The following is a 16,636-nucleotide window of genomic DNA, read 5'->3' as shown; positions in this document are numbered from 1 at the left end:
GTGTTGTCGTTCCCTGTCACTGGAGTCGTGGCCGCGGTCACTTGACCAGCGTCGACTCGATCACGGAGGTGAAGAAGGTGAGGCCGTCCGTGCCGGAGGCCATCGCCGCGGGGGTGTCCGGGCCGAACCCGGGCTCCGTCGCGTGCTCGGGGTGGGGCATCAGCCCGACGACGTTGCCGCGCTCGTTCGAGACGCCCGCGATGTCGTCGATCGACCCGTTCGGGTTCACGCCGACGTAGCGGAACACGACCTGACCGTTGTCCTCGATGCGCTTGATCTCGTCGGCGTCCGCGACGAAGCGGCCGTCGGCGTTCTTCAGCGGGATGGTGATCTCCTGCTGGGCGTCGAAGCCCGAGGTCCACGCGGTGCCGGCGTTCTCGACGCGGAGCTTCTGGTCGCGCCGGATGAACTGCTGGTGGGCGTTGCGGGTGTGCGCGCCCGGCACCAGTCGTGCCTCGGCCAACATCTGGAAGCCGTTGCAGATGCCGAGCACGGGCATGCCCTTGCCGGCGGCGTCGATGACCTCGGCCATGATCGGGGCTTTCGCCGCGATCGCACCGGCACGCAGGTAGTCGCCGTACGAGAACCCGCCGGGGAGGATGATCGCCTCGACCCCCTGCAGGTCGTGGTCGCCGTGCCAGAGCGCGACGGGTTCGCCGCCGGCCAGCCGGACCGCGCGCTGGGCGTCGCGGTCGTCGAGCGAGCCGGGGAAGGTGATGACGCCGATCCGCATGCGGCTCACGCCTGCTCGGCGACGGTGACCGAGACGACGTCCTCGATCACGGCGTTCGAGAAGACGTCGGCCGCGATCTCGCGGACCTCGGCCAGCTTCGCGTCGTCGACGGGGCCGTCGACGGCGATCTCGAAGCGCTTGCCGATGCGGACGTCGGTCAGGTCGGCCTTGCCGAGACGGGCGAGCGCGTTGCCCACCGCCTTGCCCTGGGGATCGAGGATCTCTGCCTTGGGCATGACCTCGACGACGATGGTTGGCACGTGTTCACTCCAGCGCTTGGGTGGGTTGGGTGGGACGCGACCAGTCTACGGTCCGCGCGCGACGCGCCGGGACCGCACCGTGCCTCCTGTGCGGAACTGCACGCGCGGTGCGCGCCTGTGGAGGACGCGCCCGTCTGGTTGCCGATGGCTGCTCCAAGGCGTACATTCCAAGTCGAATGATCGGGACGGAGTAATCCGTCATGTCGGACTGGAGGCACGGATGGCGTCGCTCACGCCGCTCGCGTTCGCCGCGCTCGGGCTCCTCGCAGAGGGCCCCACGCACCCGTACGAGATGTTCCAGACGATGACCCACCGGCGCGACGGGCGGAACGTCAAGGTCCGGCCGGGCACCCTCTACCACCAGGTCGGCCGCCTCGTGGAGCTCGGCCTCGCCGAGGTCGTCGGCACCGACCGCGAGGGCAACCGACCGGAACGCACCACCTACGCGATCACGGAGAGCGGGTGGACGGTGCTGCACGACGGCCTGGTCGGCATGCTCGCCGACCCTGCCGACGAGTACCCGGTGTTCCACCTGGCGCTCGCCGAGGTCGAGAACCTGCCCCTCGCCGAGGCCGTCGACGCGCTCGGCCGGCGGGTGCACGCGCTCGAGCGGCAGCGGGACGAGGCCGACGAGATCCTCGACGTCGTCCGCGGCAAGGACCTGCCCGAGCGGTACTGGCTGGACGTGTCGTACGTCCGTGCCATGCTGACCGCCCAGATCGAGTGGCTCCGTGCCACGACGGAACGCCTCCGGAACGGCGCCGTCCCCTGGACCGACCCGGTCCTCCCCGACACCACCACCAGCAGCAAGGAACACACTCGATGACCTCCGCCACCACCACTGGCGCCCCGACCACGCACGAGAAGAAGCCCTGGCCCGCGCTCTGGGCCCTCGTCGTCGGGTTCTTCATGATCCTCGTCGACTCGACCATCGTGTCGGTCGCGACCCCCACCATCGCCTCGGCGCTCGACGCGGACATCAACGCCGTGATCTGGGTGACCAGCGCCTACCTGCTCGCGTACGCGGTGCCGCTGCTCATCACGGGCCGGCTCGGCGACCGCTTCGGTCCGAAGGTGCTGTACCAGGTCGGGCTCGTCGTCTTCACGCTCGCCAGCCTGTGGTGCGGCCTGGCCGGCTCGATCGAGGTGCTCATCGTCGCCCGCGTCGTGCAGGGCCTCGGCGCCGCCATGATGACCCCGCAGACGATGGCCGTCATCACCCGCATCTTCCCGCCCCAGAACCGCGGCGCTGCGATGGGCCTGTGGGGTGCCGTCGCCGGTGTCGCCTCGCTCGTCGGCCCGATCGTCGGCGGCCTGCTCGTCGACGGCTTCGGCTGGGAGTGGATCTTCTTCGTGAACGTCCCCGTCGGCGTCGTCGCGTTCGTGCTCGCGCAGCGGTTCGTCCCGACCTTCGAGCGCCGCCGGCACCGCTTCGACTACCTCGGCATCGTGCTGTCCGCCGTCGGCATGTTCCTGCTCGTCTTCGGCATCCAGGAGGGCGAGACCTACGACTGGGGCACCATCACCGGGCCGATCTCCGTCTGGTCGCTGATCATCACCGGGATCGTCGTCCTCGCCGCGTTCGTCGTGTGGCAGGGCACGCAGAAGGGCGAGCCGCTGCTGCCCCTCGGGCTGTTCAAGGACCGCAACTTCACGCTCGCGAACATCGCGATCACCGCGGTGGGCGTCGCGATCTCGTCGTTCGCGCTCCCGATCATGCTGTGGGCGCAGGACGTGCTCCGCTTCACCCCGACCCAGGCCGCGCTGCTCCTCGTGCCGCAGGCCGTCATCTCCGCCGGGCTCGCGCCGCTCGTCGGCAAGAACCTGAACAAGTGGAGCCCGCGGTGGGTCGGGGCGTTCGGTCTCGCCTGCTTCTCCGGCGCCCTCTTCTGGTTCGGGTCGCTCCTGTGGTCCGGTGCCGACTGGGGCTGGACGCTGCTGCCGAGTGCGCTGCTCGGGCTCGCGAACGCGTGCATGTGGGGGCCGCTCTCGGTCTCCGCGACGCGGAACCTGCCGCCGGCGCTCGCGGGTGCCGGGTCGGGCGTCTACAACACCACCCGGCAGATCGGTGCGGTGCTCGGCTCCGCGGGGATCGCGGCGCTGATCGAGGCCCGGATCACGGCGAACTTCCCGTCCGGAGCGGGCTCGTCGTCGGGCGGCGGCGCCGAGCAGCAAGTCGGTGCGCTGCCGGCGTTCCTGCAGCAGCCGTTCGCCACGGCGATGGGGCAGTCGCTCGTGCTGCCGGCCCTGGTGCTCGTCGTGGCGATCGTCGCGGCCCTGTTCCTGGCGAAGCCGAAGCAGACCGTGCAGTGGCAGCAGACCGGGGCGGTGCCGACGCAGCCCGAGGCCGAGCGGGTCGGCGCGGGTGCGCATGCTGCGGTTCCGGCGCCGGCCACCGCGGAGGAGGAGCTGGCAGCCACCGACCACCACGGTCGTCACGCGGACGCCTGACCCGCGCTGCGCCGATCCCGGCCCAGCCCGGCCCCGCGCCGCCCCCGATCACGGGGCGGTGCGGGGCCGGTCCTGCGTGGGGGCGGCTCCCGCTCGCCAGCGCCACCGCCGCACCGGGCTCAGCCGCGGCGCTGCAGGTGCTCGCGGGTGAGCGCCTCCATCTCCTCGTCGGAGAGCGCGTCGACGGACCGAGCCTCGCGGCGGTCGGTCCGCTGCCACCGGATGAACAGCATGATGAGGACGGGGACGTCGGCCACCTCGGCGATGAACCACAGCAGGTCGCCGGCGAGGTGCTGGTCCTCGAGGGGGTTCGGGAACCACGGCTGCCCGAGGACGTGCACGAGCGACCCGTCGAGCACGTGGTTCGTCACGCGCAGCACGATGCCGGGGACCGCGTCGAGCAGGAGCTCGACGAAGGCGAGCAGGAACTCGACCGTGACGAACGTCGAGCTCCGCAGCACGCCCGGCTCGGACAGCGGCGCGAGCAACCCGAAGCCGAGCACGGGCACGAGGACGGTGATCGCGACCGCCCACCCCGAGGATTCCCGGATGGTCGCCGCGAGCGGGGTCAGCAGCACCGCGAACAGCACGAGCCCCACGACCGGGGCGACGATCGCGTTGCCGAGGACCCGGATCGGGCGGGACCCCATCGCGCGATCGGCGAGCTGTGCCAGGCGTCCAGGGCCGCCGAGCCGCAGCAGCGAGACCGGTGCGGCGAGGGCGGCGAACGTCGGGACGGCGAAGAAGAGCAGGGCGAGCCGGAGGGTGAAGGCCCAGCGGAGCAGTTGGTCGTACCGCCCGACGACGCCGAACTGCAGGAGCCCGAACAGTACGAGCGCGAGCAGGAACGACAGCGTCCGCCATCCGGACCAGCGCGCGCCTCGACGGCGTGCTCCGACGATCCACCACCCGTACGCGACGGCGGCGACGGCGAGCAGCACGGCGGCGAGGGGGTCGAACTGCCAGGTGCTCCAGAACTCGGCGGGCTGCGGCGTGGGGAACCTCCGGGGGAGAACAGGGCGTGGTCGGTGCCCCGCCATCCTCTGCCGTCGACGCCTCGGTGTGCCCGCGCACGGGCCCCGGCGCGGTGAGGATCAGTTCAGCCGCACGGTCCGCCCGAGCAGCACGACCCCGAGCGGTACGAGCACCGCGCCGACCACGGCGGTCCCGAGCGACAGGTGCAGCTGCATCACCGCGAAGGCGGGGCCGATCGTGCAGAGTGCCGCGACGGCGAGGACCGGCCAGCCCGGACGGTCCGTGCCGGGCTCCAGGCGGGGGAGCGGCCGGTCGAACCACCGGAGCCCACGGGCGATCCCGATCGCGACGGCGAGCACCACCACGAGCGCCACGGGCCGGGTCGCCCACCACACCGTTGAGCCGGGCTCGGGGAACGGCGCACCGAGGAGCAGGGCGATGCCGTTCAGGGCGATGAACAGCGGCAGGTGCCAGAGGTACACCACCATGCCGTCCCGGCCGACCACGAACACGGCGGCCTGGGCGCCCCGGGTCCGCATGAGTCGCGAGAGCGGACCGTGGGCGAGCTGCACGAGGCACGCCTGCGCGACCGCGAGGAACGCCAGCGGGAGCATCGGCGGGTTGAGGTCCTGCAGCATGTCCGGCGCCCAGAGCCCGACCGAGGTGAGGGGGACGAGCGCCGCGTACCCGGCGACCGCCCCGCCGACGAGCACGAGCCGGGAGCGCCGGGCGAACCAGCCGTCTGCCCACAGGAAGCCGAGCTGCTGCGCGAAGAGCCACACCGGACCGAGGTTGAGCAGCCCGACCTCCGCGACGCCGGTGGCGAACCGGACCGCGTCGACCGCCGCGGCGAGCACGAGCAGTGCACCGAGGGTCCGCCACGGAGCCCGGGCGTGCAGCCGCGCCATGAGCGGGACGCAGCACTGGGTGATGCCGTACGCGGCGAGGAACCAGAGCGGGGAGCCGATGCCGAACGCGACCTCGCCGAGCAGCTCCGGCGGCGTGCCGAGGGCGGTCGCGGTACCGAGGGCGACCGCGAGCACGAGGAACAGCGGGATCGCCGGGCGGAACAGTCGCACGAGCCGGGTCGCGACGAAGTCCCGCGCCCCACCGCCCCGCGCGACTGTGCTCCGCCATCCCACCGCGCTCGCGAACCCGCCGACGACGAAGAACAGCGGCATCACCTGCCCGACCCACGTGGCGGCGACGTACCACGGCGCCTCCTGCAACGGGCTCGTCACCGCGATGCCGTCGGGGCCGACCGCGACGCCGACCATCGTGATGTGGACCACCACGACGAGGACCACGCACGTGGTCCGGACGAGGTCGACGACCAGGTCCCGCTGCGCGATCGCCTGCCGGACGAGTGTTCCCGCTGTTGCCCCCATGGAGGGACCGTACCGGCGCTCCCGCCCGGTCCAGCCGCGTCCCAGCTGATCGCGACCCGATCGTGACGACACGCGCGGACCCGGCCGGTGCTCGCGGCTCGGGGCGGTGGACCGCTACTGTTGTCTTGACCGATGCAAGACAGTGACCGACGAGGGGGCGGGATGGACACCGACGCGGAACTCCTGCGCACCGCCGGCCTGCGGGTGACGACCCCGCGACTGGCCGTCCTGCGCTCCCTCGGCACGATGCCGCACGCGACCGCCGACGACGTCCTCACGGCGCTCGCCGCCGAGCTCCCCACGACGAGCCACCAGGCGGTGTACGGCGTGCTGGGGGCCCTCACCGGCGCCGGGCTCGTGCGGCGGATCGAGCCGGCCGGCAGTCCGGCGCGCTACGAGCGGCGGACGGGCGACAACCACCACCACGTCGTCTGCACGATGTGCGGTGCGGTGCAGGACGTCGACTGCGCGGTCGGTCACGCACCCTGCCTGACCCCGTCCGAGACGCACGGATTCGCCGTCACGACGGCCGAGGTCACCTACTGGGGCATCTGCGAGCGCTGCGCCGCAGCCGAGCAGTCCGCAGCCGCCGACGGCACCGCCACCCCCGTGGCCCACGAGCAACCCGAGCATCCCTGACCGAACCAACGTTCCGAGGAGGAACCGTGTCCGACCAGAACACGACCGGCCAGCCGGCCGGCACCCCGACCGGCCAGCCGGCCGGCACCCCCACGACCACCACCAACAGCGGGGCCCCGGTCTCGAGCGACCAGCACTCGATGGGGGTCGGCGCCGACGGCCCCATCGCCCTGCACGACCACTACCTGGTCGAGAAGCTCGCCCAGTTCAACCGCGAGCGCATCCCGGAGCGGGTCGTGCACGCCAAGGGCGGCGGCGCCTTCGGTACCTTCACCGTCACGCACGACGTCAGCCGCTCTACACCCGCGCCGCGTTCCTGCAGCCGGGCCAGACCACCGAGATGCTCGCCCGCTTCTCGTCCGTCGCCGGCGAGCAGGGCTCCCCGGACACCTGGCGTGACCCCCGCGGCTTCGCGCTGAAGTTCTACACGTCCGAGGGCAACTACGACCTCGTCGGCAACAACACCCCCGTGTTCTTCCTGCGCGACGGCATCAAGTTCCCGGACTTCATCCGCTCGCAGAAGCGCCTGCCGGGCTCGCACCTCCGCGACCACGACATGCAGTGGGACTTCTGGACCCTCTCCCCGGAGTCGGCCCACCAGGTGACGTGGCTCATGGGCGACCGCGGTCTGCCGGCGAGCTGGCGCAACATGGACGGCTTCGGCTCGCACACGTACCAGTGGATCAACGCGGAGGGCGAGCGCTTCTGGGTGAAGTACCACTTCGAGACGCAGCAGGGCCACAAGACCCTGACCCAGGAAGACGCCGACCGCATCGCCGGCGAGGACGCGGACTTCCACATCCGCGACCTGCACGAGGCCATCGCGCGTCGTGACTTCCCGAAGTGGACGCTCAAGGTGCAGGTCATGCCGTACGCGGACGCCGAGAGCTACCGCTTCAACCCGTTCGACCTGACGAAGGTGTGGCCGCACGCGGACTACCCGCTCATCGAGGTCGGGACGATGGAGCTGAACCGCAACCCGGAGAACTACTTCGCGCAGATCGAGCAGGCGACCTTCGCGCCGTCGAACTTCGTCCCCGGCATCGCGGCGAGCCCGGACAAGATGCTCCTCGCGCGCATCTTCAGCTACGCGGACGCGCACCGCTACCGCGTCGGTACGAACCACGCCCAGCTGCCGGTGAACGCCCCGAAGAACGAGGTGCACTCGTACTCGAAGGACGGCGCCATGCGCTTCGACTTCCAGAAGTCCGAGGTCCCCGTCTACGCGCCGAACTCGCTCGGTGGGGCGCACGCCGACCCGTCCGCGACGGACGACGCTCCCGGCTGGGAGTCCGACGGCGCGCTGCAGCGTTCCGCCGCGACCCTCCACCCCGAGGACGACGACTTCGGTCAGGCGGGCACGCTCTACCGCGAGGTCCTCGACGACGCCGCCCGTGAGCGCCTGGTCGGCAACATCGCCGGCCACGTCTCGAAGGTGACGCGCGACGACCTGCGCGAGCGGGTGTTCGCCTACTGGACGAGCGTCGACGCCGACCTCGGGGCGCGCGTGCGCGCCGCCGTCGCGCCGAGCGCGCCGGGATCGAACGAGGACCCGGCGGAGGTCGCGGTCGAGGCGTAACGACAGAACGGACTGGAGGCGCGGTGCCAGCTGGCACCGCGCCTCCACTCCGTTGATGGGCCGGGACTAGACCTGCTGGCCGTTCAGCAGGATCTCCCCCGTCGGCCAGTCCTCGAGCGCCGCGGTGACTGGCCGGACCATCCAGCCGCCCTGCTCGGTCTCGGTGACCCCGGCCCCGTCGGCCGTGAAGGCCGAGAACGTGCCGACCGCACCCGCGATCTCGTGCCAGCCCATGCGTGCGTAGAAGGGGATGCGGTCCTCGCCGGCGCCGAGGAAGCCGTACGGGACGCGGAGTCCCTCGAGGACCGCGTGCGTGCGGTCGAGCAGCTCGCGGCCGATGCCGGTGCCCTGGAGTCGAGGCGTGACGGCGACGATGCCGGTGTCGCCGACCAGGACGTCCTGCCCGCCCACCGTGATGAACATGCGGCGGATCCCGACGTGGGCGAGCACCACACCGTCGGCGTCCCGGGCGACCACCCGGCGTTCGGGCTGCATGCCGGCGTAGTCCCGGCCGCCCACGTACCAGTGCGACCAGCTCGGGAAGGCCTGCCCGAGCATCGCCGCGATCGCCTCGTGGTCGGGGAGCGACAGCGCGCTCTCCTCGACCACCTCCCACCGGATGTCTTCGCTCACGTGCCCATCCTGCCGGGTGCGGCTGCGGGCCGAGCGCGAGACTCGTCCATGCGGACGCTTTCGCGGCGTCCGACCCGCGAACGTGTCCGGACAGCCGAGTCTCGCGGCCAGTCGGCGAGCCGGTCCGCGCGCGCCCGCGCCGCTCAGCCCCGACCGGGCGCCGTCACCTCGATGCGGTTCGCCCACGGGTCCTCGAACGCGACCGTCCGGCCGTCGTCGGCGGTCTGCACCCCGGTGTCGTGCATGCGGGACACGAGCGCGCCGAGGTCGTCGGCCCCGGGGACCTCGATCCGGACGAGTCCCAGCCCGAGCCCGAGCTGCCGGCGTCCGGCACCGCGGGAGTTCCACGTGTTCATCGCCATGTGGTGGTGGTAGCCGCCCGCGCTGACGAACAGCGCCTGGTCGCCCATCGCCGCGGTCGTCGCGAAGCCCAGCCGGTCGACGTAGAACGCCTTCGCGGTGGCCACGTCCCCGACGGACAGGTGCACGTGCCCGACCCGGCCGGGGCGGGACTGCGCGGACTCGAGCGCCGCGGCGGTCAGGTGTTCCTGCACGAAGGCGTTCGGGTCGACGTAGATGGTGGCCATGTCGACCATGCCGTGCGTCCACGACCACTCCGTGCGGTCGCGGTCCCAGTACAGCTCGACGCCGTTGCCCTCGGGGTCCTGGAAGTAGAACGCGTTGCTCACCAGGTGGTCGGCGCTGCCCGTGAACGTGCGCGGGTACTTCGTCGCGACCGAGTAGAGCGCTGCCGCCAGGTCGGCCTGCGTGTCGAACAGGATCGCGGTGTGGAACAACCCGGCCTCGTGCGGGGCGGCGTGCCGCATCGCCGGCGCGTGCTCGAGCACCACGATCGGGGTCGTCCCGCGGCCGAGCACCGCGACGCCGCCGTCCTGCGTCAGGACGGTGAGTCCGACGCCGTCGCGGTAGTACGCGACCATCGTGTCGAGGTCGGCGACCCGGAGCGTGACGGCGCCCATCCCGGTGTCCGCGGCGAGGAGATCCTGCGTGTGCATGCACCCAGTGTGCGCCGATTTGGTTGACGCGTCAACCAAATCGGCGTCGACCGGATCGGCAGGCGCGACTACCGGGCGCTGAACCCACCGTCCGTCTTGAGCAGCTGCCCGTTCACCCAGCCGCCGTCCGGACCGAGCAGGAACCCGATCAGCGCCGCGGTGTCCGCGGGCGTCGACGGGCGTCCGAGCGGGGTCTGCGCGACCACGGCCTCGCGGACCTCGTCGGTGAACCACCCGGTGTCGTTCGGTCCGGGGTTCACCGCGTTCGCGCTGACGTGCACGTCGCCGAGCTCCTGGGCCGCGCCGACCATCAGCCGGTCGAGCGCACCCTTGCTCGTGCCGTACGGCAGGTTGAAGCCGACGTGGTCGCTCGTCAGGGCCACGACCCGGCGGCGGTCCTCGGGGGCGGGTGCGCCCTCGCGGAGCCGCCTTGCGTACGCCTGCACGATCAGGAACGGCGCCCGGACGTTCACCGCCAGGTGCCGGTCGAAGGACTCGAGCGTCGTGGTCGCGTAGTCGGACTCGACCGATTCGCAGTGCGACATCACGACGGCCGTCACGGGGGCGCCCGCCTCCACCTCGGCGCGGCCGACGAGTGCGGCCGCCTGCTCCGGGTCGGCCAGGTCGACCGGGAGGCGCGTCACGCGTGCCCCCGCGCGCTCGGCTTCCGCGACGACCGCGTCCACCCCGTCGGGGTCGGCCCCGCCGTGCACGCGGGCGTCGTACGGACCCCACCAGGAGAGGGCGAGGTCCCAGCCGTCGGCGGCGAGCCGGGTGGCGATCGCCGCGCCGATTCCGGCGCGGCGGCCGACCCCGGTCACCAGGGCGAGAGGGCGCGGGGCGAGCTGGCGCTGGTCGAGTGGGCGCGGGTCGAGTGGGCGCGGGTCGAGTGGGCGCTGGGACATGTGTCGTGCCTCCTGTCCGTCGACGCTGCGGTGCGCCGACGCGCCCAGCCTGGCACCTCCGGGGGCCAGGATGGGACCGTGCTCCGCCGATCCCGACCCCGTCGCCAGCGTCCCGACCCGTCCACGTTCCCCCTGGAGCGCCTGCGCGACCGGATGTCGTCCTACATCTACGGCAACATCACCGTCCTGGCCGTCGCGATCGCGGTCTCCCCGGAGCAGATCGCGCACGGGGCGGCGGTGCTGACGGTCCTCGCGACGGCGGTGCTCACGTACCTGGCGCACGTGCTGTCCCACGTCGTCGCGCACGCGATCGGGGACACCGGAGACGACGAGGAGCACCGCGAGACCGTCGGGGCGATCCTGCGCGACGCGAACCCGATCGCGACCTCCGGGCTGATCCCGGCCGTGCTCTACGCGGTGGCGTGGGCCGGGTGGCTGCCGGCGCCGTGGGCGCAGACGGCCGCGATCGTCATCCTGGTCGTGCGCATCGGCCTGGTCGGGGTGTTCCTGCAGCGGTTCAGCGGGCGGCGCCCGTCGTTCCTCGGACTCTGGGGCGGGATCGTGCTCGCGGCCGTGGCGTTCGCGATCGGGCTCGTCAAGGTGCTGCTCACGCACTGACCGGGTCGTCGGCGCCCCGGTGCCGGGTCGTCAGCAGCCCGTGGTGGCGAGCGTCACCGTCGCGACGTGGTCGTCGGTGACGGTGGCCTTCGCCGAGCACAGGTCCGTCGCCCGGACCGTCACCCTGCCGAGCGGGACCCCCGCGAAGTCGGCGGTGCCGCCCGGGAACACCCGCTGGTGCTCGGAGAGCTTGCCGGTCGCCGCGTAGACCCGCACCTCGTAGGGGTGCTCGGCCGCGTTCCCCGAGACGGTCACGGCGATCTGCCCGGTCGAGTCGTGCGCACCGCACCCGGTCAGGGACAGCGCGCCGAGGGCGGCCACGGCGAGGGCGAGCAGGGGACGTCGGAGCACCGGTCCAGGTTACGTGCCGATCAGCCAGCCGTTGTCGGCGGCGACCCGTAGCGCCTCGGTCGCGTTCCGGGCCGCCGTCTTGCCGATCGCCGCGGACAGGTGGTTCCGCACCGTCCCCTCGGACAGGTGCAGCACCGCGGCGATCCCCGCGACGGTCGACGCCGTGCGGAACGCGACGAGCACGTCGGTCTCCCGCGGGGTGAGCGGCGACGGGCCGGCGGCCAGGGACTCGGCGGCGAGCACCGGGTCGACCACGCGGAAGCCCCCGGCGACCCGGCGGACGGCGTCGGCCAGCTGCTCGGCGGGGGTGTCCTTCACGACGAAGCCCGCGGCGCCCGCCTCGAGCGCTCGCCGCAGGTATCCCGGGCGGCCGAACGTCGTCACGATGAGGGACCGGCACGCCGGGAGCTCGCGGGCCAGGGTCGCGGCGGCGGTCAGGCCGTCGGCGCCGGGCATCTCGACGTCGAGCAGGGCCACGGCGGCCCGCGAGGTCCGGGCGGCCTCGAGCACCTCGTCTCCACGGGCGACCTGCGCCACGACGTCGATGTCCCGCTCGAGCGACAGCAGCGACGCCAGGGCCCCGCGGACGAGCGCCTGGTCGTCGGCGAGCAGGACGCGGATGGGGTCGGTCACCGTGGTCTCCTCTCGACCTGCAGCAGGAACCCGCCGAGGTCGCTCGTGCCCGTCGTCACGGTGGCCCCGACGGCGTCGGCTCGCTCGTGCAGTCCGCGCAGGCCGTTGCCGCCGACGTCGAGCGGTCCGGCGGGCGCCGGGGCGTCGACCGCTCCGGTGCCGTCGTCCTCGATCGTCAGGGTGGTCCGGGTCAGCGTCACCCGGGCCCGGCTGGCCGCTGCGTGGCGCACGACGTTCGTCACGCCCTCGCGGAGCACCCACGCGAACAGGCTCCGGACGTCCCCGGCCGCCGCGTCCCCCGTCGCGGGGAGCTCCGCGACGACCCCGGCCGCGTCCAGCGCCGAGCGCGCGGAGACGAGCTCGGCGTCCAGGTCGGCCTGGCGGTACCCGCTGACCGCCTGCCGGAGTCCCTGCAGCGCCTCGCGGGACAGCCGCTCGACGTCCTGCATCTCGGTCTTCGCGCGGGCCGGGTCGACGTCGACCAGCCGCGCCGCGAGCTCGGACTTCATCGTGACGACCGTCAGCGAGTGCCCGAGCACGTCGTGCAGGTCGCGGGAGAACCGTGCGCGCTCCTCGACCACCGCGAGCCGGGTGAGCTCGTCCTGCGCGACCCCGAGCTGGTCCTCGGCCTCGCGCTGGCGACCGAAGAACACCATCGAGGCCCCGATCGACACCGCCACGATCGGGGCGAACAGGATGCCCGTGCTCGACGCCGCGTCCCACCCGACGACCGCGGCGACGACGAGCTCGGCGGCGACGACGACCCCGAGGACGGCGAGGGCGACCCAGAGCCGCACCGCCACGAACCCGGACAGGGCGACGACGAGCAACCAGGACCACACCGCGGCCGGGCCGACGGGCACGAGCAGGAGTCCCGCGTAGGCGGCGAGCACGGCCAGGACGACCACGCGCCGGCGGAGTCCGTGCCGCCACATCGCCTCCGGGGCGAACAGGTACCCGACGTACAGCACCGCGAGCGCGAGGGTCGCCGAGACGTGCTCGTCGACCGTGCGGCCGTCGGTCCACACCGCGACGAGCAGCAGGGCCTGCCAGAGCAGGCCGAAGGCGGCGCCGCCGTACCAGCGGCGGCGGGCGACGCGGACCTCGGCGTCGTCGGCGCCCGGTGCGGCGGCCCACGGGAAGGCACGGGCGGACGGCCGGGAGGCGCGGGGCGCGTCGTCCGCGCCCCGCGCCTCGGTCGGGCTGGTGCTGTCCACCCCCGACACCTCCGACAGGTCCGTCACGTCGGTCAGCGTACGACCGTCGTGACCGGTCACCAGCGCGCCGCGTCGCGGCGGTAGCGCCACACGATGACCGCGGCGAGGACGACCGTCCACCCGACGAGCACCAGGGCCGGCTCGGTCATCCCCGCGGAACCGGTCGCCCCGGCACCCATCTGGCCGATCCGGTTGAGCCAGTACGACGGCAGCAGGTGCGCGATCGACCCCATCCAGGCGGGCATCACCGACAGCGGGACCCACAGTCCGCCGAGGATCGACAGGCCCATGAAGACGACCATGAACAGCGGCTGGGCGTACGCGGGCTTCGCGAACTGCCCGACCAGGATCGCGATGAGCGCGAAGGGCACGACCCCGGCCCAGATGCCGAGCCCTGCGGCGGCCCAGTGCCCGGCGCCGAGCGACGCGTGCATCCCGAGGATCGCGATCGCGAAGGTGACCACGACCGAGACGGCCGAGAAGGCCATCGCCGCGACGAGCTTCGAGACGAGGAACGCCCACCCGGACAGCGGCGTCACGCGGAGCTGGCGGTTCCAGCCGATCGAGCGTTCGGTCACGAGCGAGAACGCCTGGCTGAGCGCGGCCATCATCGCGCCGTACGCCGTCATCTGCAGCGTGGTGACGACCAGGAACGGCAGGTGCGTCACGGGGTCGACCTGGCCGCCGTACGCGGCACCGAAGACCAGGAGCATGACGACCGGGATCGCGAACGTGAAGACCATCGCCTTGACGTTGCGGAGCTGCCGACGCGTCTCGAGCACGACGTACCGGACCGGGAGCCGACCGGCGGTGGTGCGGGACGAGCCGACGGTGGACGGAGCGGTGGACGCGGTGGTGGTCGCGGCCGGGGTGGCGGTGGTGGTGGTCATGCGAGGACCCCTTCGGTCTCGGTGGTGCTCCCGCTCGTGCTCGTGGTCGTGGTGGCGGTGCGGTCGGCGGTGATGGCGAGGAAGGCGTCGTCCATGGTCGAGGCGACCACCTGCAGGTCGTGCGCCTCCGGGAACGCGGTGAGCAGGGCGCGGAGCGTGTCGTCGCTGCGGTCGGTGCGCAGCGTGACGGCGTCGTGCCGCGCCTCCAGTCCGACGACTCCCGGCAGACCGCGCAACGCGACGTGCCGGTCCTCCGCGACGCCCGCGAAGCGGACGGTGCGCGTCGCCGCTGTCGCCTTGACGGCTGCGGGGGTGCCGTCCGCGACGACCCGGCCGTCGCGGAGGATGACGATGCGGTCCGCGAAGGTGTCCGCCTCGTCCAGGTAGTGCGTCGCGAAGACGACCGTGCGGCCGGCGTCCGTGAACTCCCGCATCGACGACCAGAAGACGTGCCGGGCCTCGACGTCCATCGCCGCGGTCGGCTCGTCGAGCACCAGCAGGTCCGGGTCGGAGACGACGGCGACCGCGAAGCGTGCCCGCTGGAGCTGCCCGCCGGACAGCTTCGAGACCCGACGGGTCGCGATGTCCTCGCAGCGTGCCCGGCGCAGGGCCTCGGCGACGGGCATCGGGCGGCGGTGCGCCGCGGCGACGAGGGCGACCGCCTCGCGGACCGTCACGTCGGGCAGGAGCGCCCCGCCCTGCAGCATCGCGCCGACACGGCCGTCGACGACCGCGGAGCGGGGGTCGGTGCCGAACAGGCGTGCGTCGCCCTCGGTGGGGGTCGCCAGGCCGAGCAGCAGGTCCACCGTGGTGGTCTTGCCGGCGCCGTTCGGACCGAGGAGGGCGACGACCTCGCCCGGACGGATCGTCAGGTCGACGCCGTCGACCGCGGTGACGGCGCCGAAGCGCTTGCGGAGCCCGCGGAGCTGGATGACCGGTGTCTCGTTCATGGCTCCACGATCCCGTCGGGCGGGGCGGCACCCGGGTGCCGGTCGTCACGACTTCGGCGTGACATCTGTCAGGGGTCGGTGTCGCGGTGCCTCGGGTGCCGTCGTTCGGAGTCCGGCCCTCGGGACGCGGGTCTGAGGGGTCCTCCGTTCGGGGGACGCGGCACGGGTCGCCCGGAGGGATACCGTGGGGGGCATGCACCAGGGGACCTCACCAACCTCCGTCGGATCATCACCAGCTGCACTCCGTCGCGCCGCCCTCATCGCCGCGCTCGACGTCGTCGACGGCGGACCCGAGGAGCGCTTCGAGCGCATCACCCGGATCGCCCGGGACGCGTTCGGGGTCACCGGTTCCTTCCTCAACCTCGCGGGCACGGAGGTCGTCACGATCAAGTCGCAGTCGAGCGACACCGTCTTCGGTCCCACGATCCCGCTCCAGGACACGTTCTGCGGTCGGACCCTGGCGGAGTCCGGGCCCGTCGTGGTGCCGGACGCCCGGGCCGACGCCCGCTACTCGGACATGCCGATGGTGGTCGACGACCCGAACGTGCGGTTCTACGCCGGGGTCCCGCTGCGCGTCGGCGACGACGCCGTCAAGGTCGGCACGCTCTGCCTGATCGACCCGACGCCCCGCGCGCTCGACCCTGACGACCTCGCGCTGCTCGAGGAACTCGGGTTGTGGGCGGAGCGCGAACTCGCCGCGGGCGCCGACGAGGACCGGCTCCGCGACGTGCTGGCCGGGCTGCAGCCGACGCCCGTGGCGGTCCCCGGCTACCGGATCGGCGGGATGAGCGTCCCGCACGGCGTCGTCTCGGGCGACCTGCACGACTGGCACCTGACCGGGACGGACCTGCACCTCACCGTCGCCGACGTGATGGGCAAGGGGATGTCGGCCGGCCTCCTCGCGGCGACGATCCGCGGGGCGCTGCTCGCCCGTCCGGACGCCCACCCCCGGGACGTCGTCGCCGCGCTCGACGACCAGGTCGCACCCGAGCTCGGCCGGGCGTCGTCGTTCTCGACGATGTTCCACGGGCGGCTCACCCCGGCGACCGGGCGGTTGGACTTCGTCGACGCCGGGCACGGCCTCGTGCTGCAGATGCGCGCCGACGGCGCCGAGCGCACCCTGCTGTCGAGCGACCTGCCGATCGGGCTGCACCCGGCTGGGCTCGGGCGGACCCCGGGGGCGGTCGACCTCGCGCCTGGTGACGTCCTGATCATCGTGAGCGACGGCGCGCTCGAGCTCTGGGACTCGACGCTCGCCGCGTTGTCCCGGCTCGGGGCGCTCTGGCGCGAGGAGCCCGACGTCGAGGCGTTCCTCGCGCGGGTCCGGGCGCGGGCGCTCGAGCACGACCCGGGCGACGACCTGACCGTGGTGGTGCTGGCGCGCGACTGAGGCGCGGT

General features: G+C 73.0%; 17 protein-coding genes and 1 pseudogene. 6 read left to right on the top strand and 12 right to left on the bottom strand.

All coding sequences use genetic code 11. The features are described from left to right. Positions 1-37: 37 nt before the first annotated feature. Both purQ and purS read right to left on the bottom strand, forming a co-directional pair. Positions 38-733, bottom strand: a complete 696-nt coding sequence (purQ, locus tag HUN58_RS08970) for a phosphoribosylformylglycinamidine synthase subunit PurQ (protein WP_058742209.1) — start codon at positions 731-733, stop codon at positions 38-40. Positions 734-738: 5 nt separating this feature from the next. Continuing rightward, positions 739-993, bottom strand: a complete 255-nt coding sequence (gene purS, locus HUN58_RS08965) for a phosphoribosylformylglycinamidine synthase subunit PurS (RefSeq protein ID WP_114850231.1) — start codon at positions 991-993, stop codon at positions 739-741. Positions 994-1,213: 220 nt separating this feature from the next. On the opposite strand from purS, the gene HUN58_RS08960 reads away from it, so the two are divergent. After that, entirely contained in the window at positions 1,214-1,819 is a 606-nt protein-coding gene (locus HUN58_RS08960; protein WP_114850230.1) for a PadR family transcriptional regulator, read from the top strand. After that, positions 1,816-3,444 (top strand): DHA2 family efflux MFS transporter permease subunit, encoded by a 1,629-nt coding sequence (locus HUN58_RS08955; RefSeq protein WP_180225699.1) that lies wholly within the window; start codon positions 1,816-1,818, stop codon positions 3,442-3,444. Before HUN58_RS08960 ends, HUN58_RS08955 begins: the two co-directional genes overlap by 4 nt. A gap of 119 nt (positions 3,445-3,563) precedes the next feature. Here the strand turns inward: HUN58_RS08955 and HUN58_RS08950 are convergent, their stop codons facing one another. Then, positions 3,564-4,484: a cytochrome c oxidase assembly protein gene (locus HUN58_RS08950; RefSeq protein ID WP_180225698.1), complete on the bottom strand. Its 921-nt coding sequence runs from the start codon at positions 4,482-4,484 to the stop codon at positions 3,564-3,566. A 54-nt stretch (positions 4,485-4,538) separates the two neighbouring features. Next, positions 4,539-5,807, bottom strand: coding sequence for an acyltransferase (locus tag HUN58_RS08945; RefSeq protein ID WP_114850227.1), 1,269 nt, complete (start codon positions 5,805-5,807; stop codon positions 4,539-4,541). A 162-nt stretch (positions 5,808-5,969) separates the two neighbouring features. Between HUN58_RS08945 and HUN58_RS08940 the strand changes: the two genes are divergently transcribed. Next, the gene (locus HUN58_RS08940) at positions 5,970-6,446 is read left to right on the top strand and encodes a Fur family transcriptional regulator (RefSeq protein ID WP_114850226.1); all 477 of its coding nucleotides are present in this window, start codon (positions 5,970-5,972) and stop codon (positions 6,444-6,446) included. A gap of 140 nt (positions 6,447-6,586) precedes the next feature. Further along, positions 6,587-8,025: pseudogene (locus HUN58_RS08935) on the top strand (catalase). Positions 8,026-8,091: 66 nt separating this feature from the next. Here HUN58_RS08935 and HUN58_RS08930 read toward each other — a convergent pair. From HUN58_RS08930 to HUN58_RS08920, 3 genes are all read right to left on the bottom strand, one after another. Further along, positions 8,092-8,658: a GNAT family N-acetyltransferase gene (locus tag HUN58_RS08930; RefSeq protein WP_180225697.1), complete on the bottom strand. Its 567-nt coding sequence runs from the start codon at positions 8,656-8,658 to the stop codon at positions 8,092-8,094. 143 nt (positions 8,659-8,801) lie between these two features. After that, the gene (locus tag HUN58_RS08925; protein WP_141860285.1) at positions 8,802-9,674 is read right to left on the bottom strand and encodes a VOC family protein; all 873 of its coding nucleotides are present in this window, start codon (positions 9,672-9,674) and stop codon (positions 8,802-8,804) included. Positions 9,675-9,742: 68 nt separating this feature from the next. After that, positions 9,743-10,579: an SDR family oxidoreductase gene (locus HUN58_RS08920; protein WP_180225696.1), complete on the bottom strand. Its 837-nt coding sequence runs from the start codon at positions 10,577-10,579 to the stop codon at positions 9,743-9,745. 78 nt (positions 10,580-10,657) lie between these two features. On the opposite strand from HUN58_RS08920, the gene HUN58_RS08915 reads away from it, so the two are divergent. Beyond that, positions 10,658-11,197 (top strand): hypothetical protein, encoded by a 540-nt coding sequence (locus HUN58_RS08915; protein ID WP_180225695.1) that lies wholly within the window; start codon positions 10,658-10,660, stop codon positions 11,195-11,197. A 30-nt stretch (positions 11,198-11,227) separates the two neighbouring features. Here HUN58_RS08915 and HUN58_RS08910 read toward each other — a convergent pair whose 3' ends face one another. From HUN58_RS08910 to HUN58_RS08890, 5 genes are read right to left on the bottom strand one after another with little or no spacing between them, the layout of a single operon-like run. After that, positions 11,228-11,548 carry a hypothetical protein gene (locus HUN58_RS08910; protein WP_180224569.1) on the bottom strand — a complete coding sequence of 107 codons (321 nt, stop codon included), beginning with the start codon at positions 11,546-11,548 and terminating at the stop codon, positions 11,228-11,230. A gap of 9 nt (positions 11,549-11,557) precedes the next feature. Further along, complete coding sequence (locus HUN58_RS08905) at positions 11,558-12,181, bottom strand: response regulator transcription factor (protein WP_058741533.1); 624 nt, start codon at positions 12,179-12,181, stop codon at positions 11,558-11,560. Beyond that, the gene (locus HUN58_RS08900; protein WP_180225694.1) at positions 12,178-13,425 is read right to left on the bottom strand and encodes a sensor histidine kinase; all 1,248 of its coding nucleotides are present in this window, start codon (positions 13,423-13,425) and stop codon (positions 12,178-12,180) included. The genes HUN58_RS08905 and HUN58_RS08900 overlap by 4 nt, the downstream gene beginning before the upstream one ends. 29 nt (positions 13,426-13,454) lie before the next feature. Beyond that, positions 13,455-14,288 carry an ABC transporter permease gene (locus HUN58_RS08895; protein WP_180225693.1) on the bottom strand — a complete coding sequence of 278 codons (834 nt, stop codon included), beginning with the start codon at positions 14,286-14,288 and terminating at the stop codon, positions 13,455-13,457. Further along, positions 14,285-15,238 carry an ABC transporter ATP-binding protein gene (locus HUN58_RS08890; protein ID WP_180225692.1) on the bottom strand — a complete coding sequence of 318 codons (954 nt, stop codon included), beginning with the start codon at positions 15,236-15,238 and terminating at the stop codon, positions 14,285-14,287. The genes HUN58_RS08895 and HUN58_RS08890 overlap by 4 nt, the downstream gene beginning before the upstream one ends. A 193-nt stretch (positions 15,239-15,431) precedes the next feature. Here HUN58_RS08890 and HUN58_RS08885 point away from each other — a divergent pair, with 193 nt between their 5' ends. Further along, a complete protein-coding gene (locus HUN58_RS08885) occupies positions 15,432-16,628 on the top strand; it encodes a PP2C family protein-serine/threonine phosphatase (RefSeq protein WP_114850216.1) in 1,197 nt (398 codons plus the stop codon). Positions 16,629-16,636 lie beyond the last annotated feature (8 nt).

The organism is Curtobacterium sp. Csp1 (assembly GCF_013347185.1).
The sequence above is the reverse complement of the archived record's forward strand: the minus strand, read 5'-3'. Positions and strand labels throughout refer to the sequence as shown.

Coding starts and splice junctions, on each gene's coding strand:
- purQ (WP_058742209.1), bottom strand. CDS start 733: ATGCGGATCGGCGTCATCACCTTCCCCGGCTCGCTCGACGACCGCGAC.
- HUN58_RS08960 (WP_114850230.1), top strand. CDS start 1,214: ATGGCGTCGCTCACGCCGCTCGCGTTCGCCGCGCTCGGGCTCCTCGCA.
- HUN58_RS08955 (WP_180225699.1), top strand. CDS start 1,816: ATGACCTCCGCCACCACCACTGGCGCCCCGACCACGCACGAGAAGAAG.
- HUN58_RS08950 (WP_180225698.1), bottom strand. CDS start 4,484: ATGGCGGGGCACCGACCACGCCCTGTTCTCCCCCGGAGGTTCCCCACG.
- HUN58_RS08945 (WP_114850227.1), bottom strand. CDS start 5,807: ATGGGGGCAACAGCGGGAACACTCGTCCGGCAGGCGATCGCGCAGCGG.
- HUN58_RS08940 (WP_114850226.1), top strand. CDS start 5,970: ATGGACACCGACGCGGAACTCCTGCGCACCGCCGGCCTGCGGGTGACG.
- HUN58_RS08925 (WP_141860285.1), bottom strand. CDS start 9,674: ATGCACACGCAGGATCTCCTCGCCGCGGACACCGGGATGGGCGCCGTC.
- HUN58_RS08920 (WP_180225696.1), bottom strand. CDS start 10,579: ATGTCCCAGCGCCCACTCGACCCGCGCCCACTCGACCCGCGCCCACTC.
- HUN58_RS08895 (WP_180225693.1), bottom strand. CDS start 14,288: ATGACCACCACCACCGCCACCCCGGCCGCGACCACCACCGCGTCCACC.
- HUN58_RS08890 (WP_180225692.1), bottom strand. CDS start 15,238: ATGAACGAGACACCGGTCATCCAGCTCCGCGGGCTCCGCAAGCGCTTC.
- HUN58_RS08885 (WP_114850216.1), top strand. CDS start 15,432: ATGCACCAGGGGACCTCACCAACCTCCGTCGGATCATCACCAGCTGCA.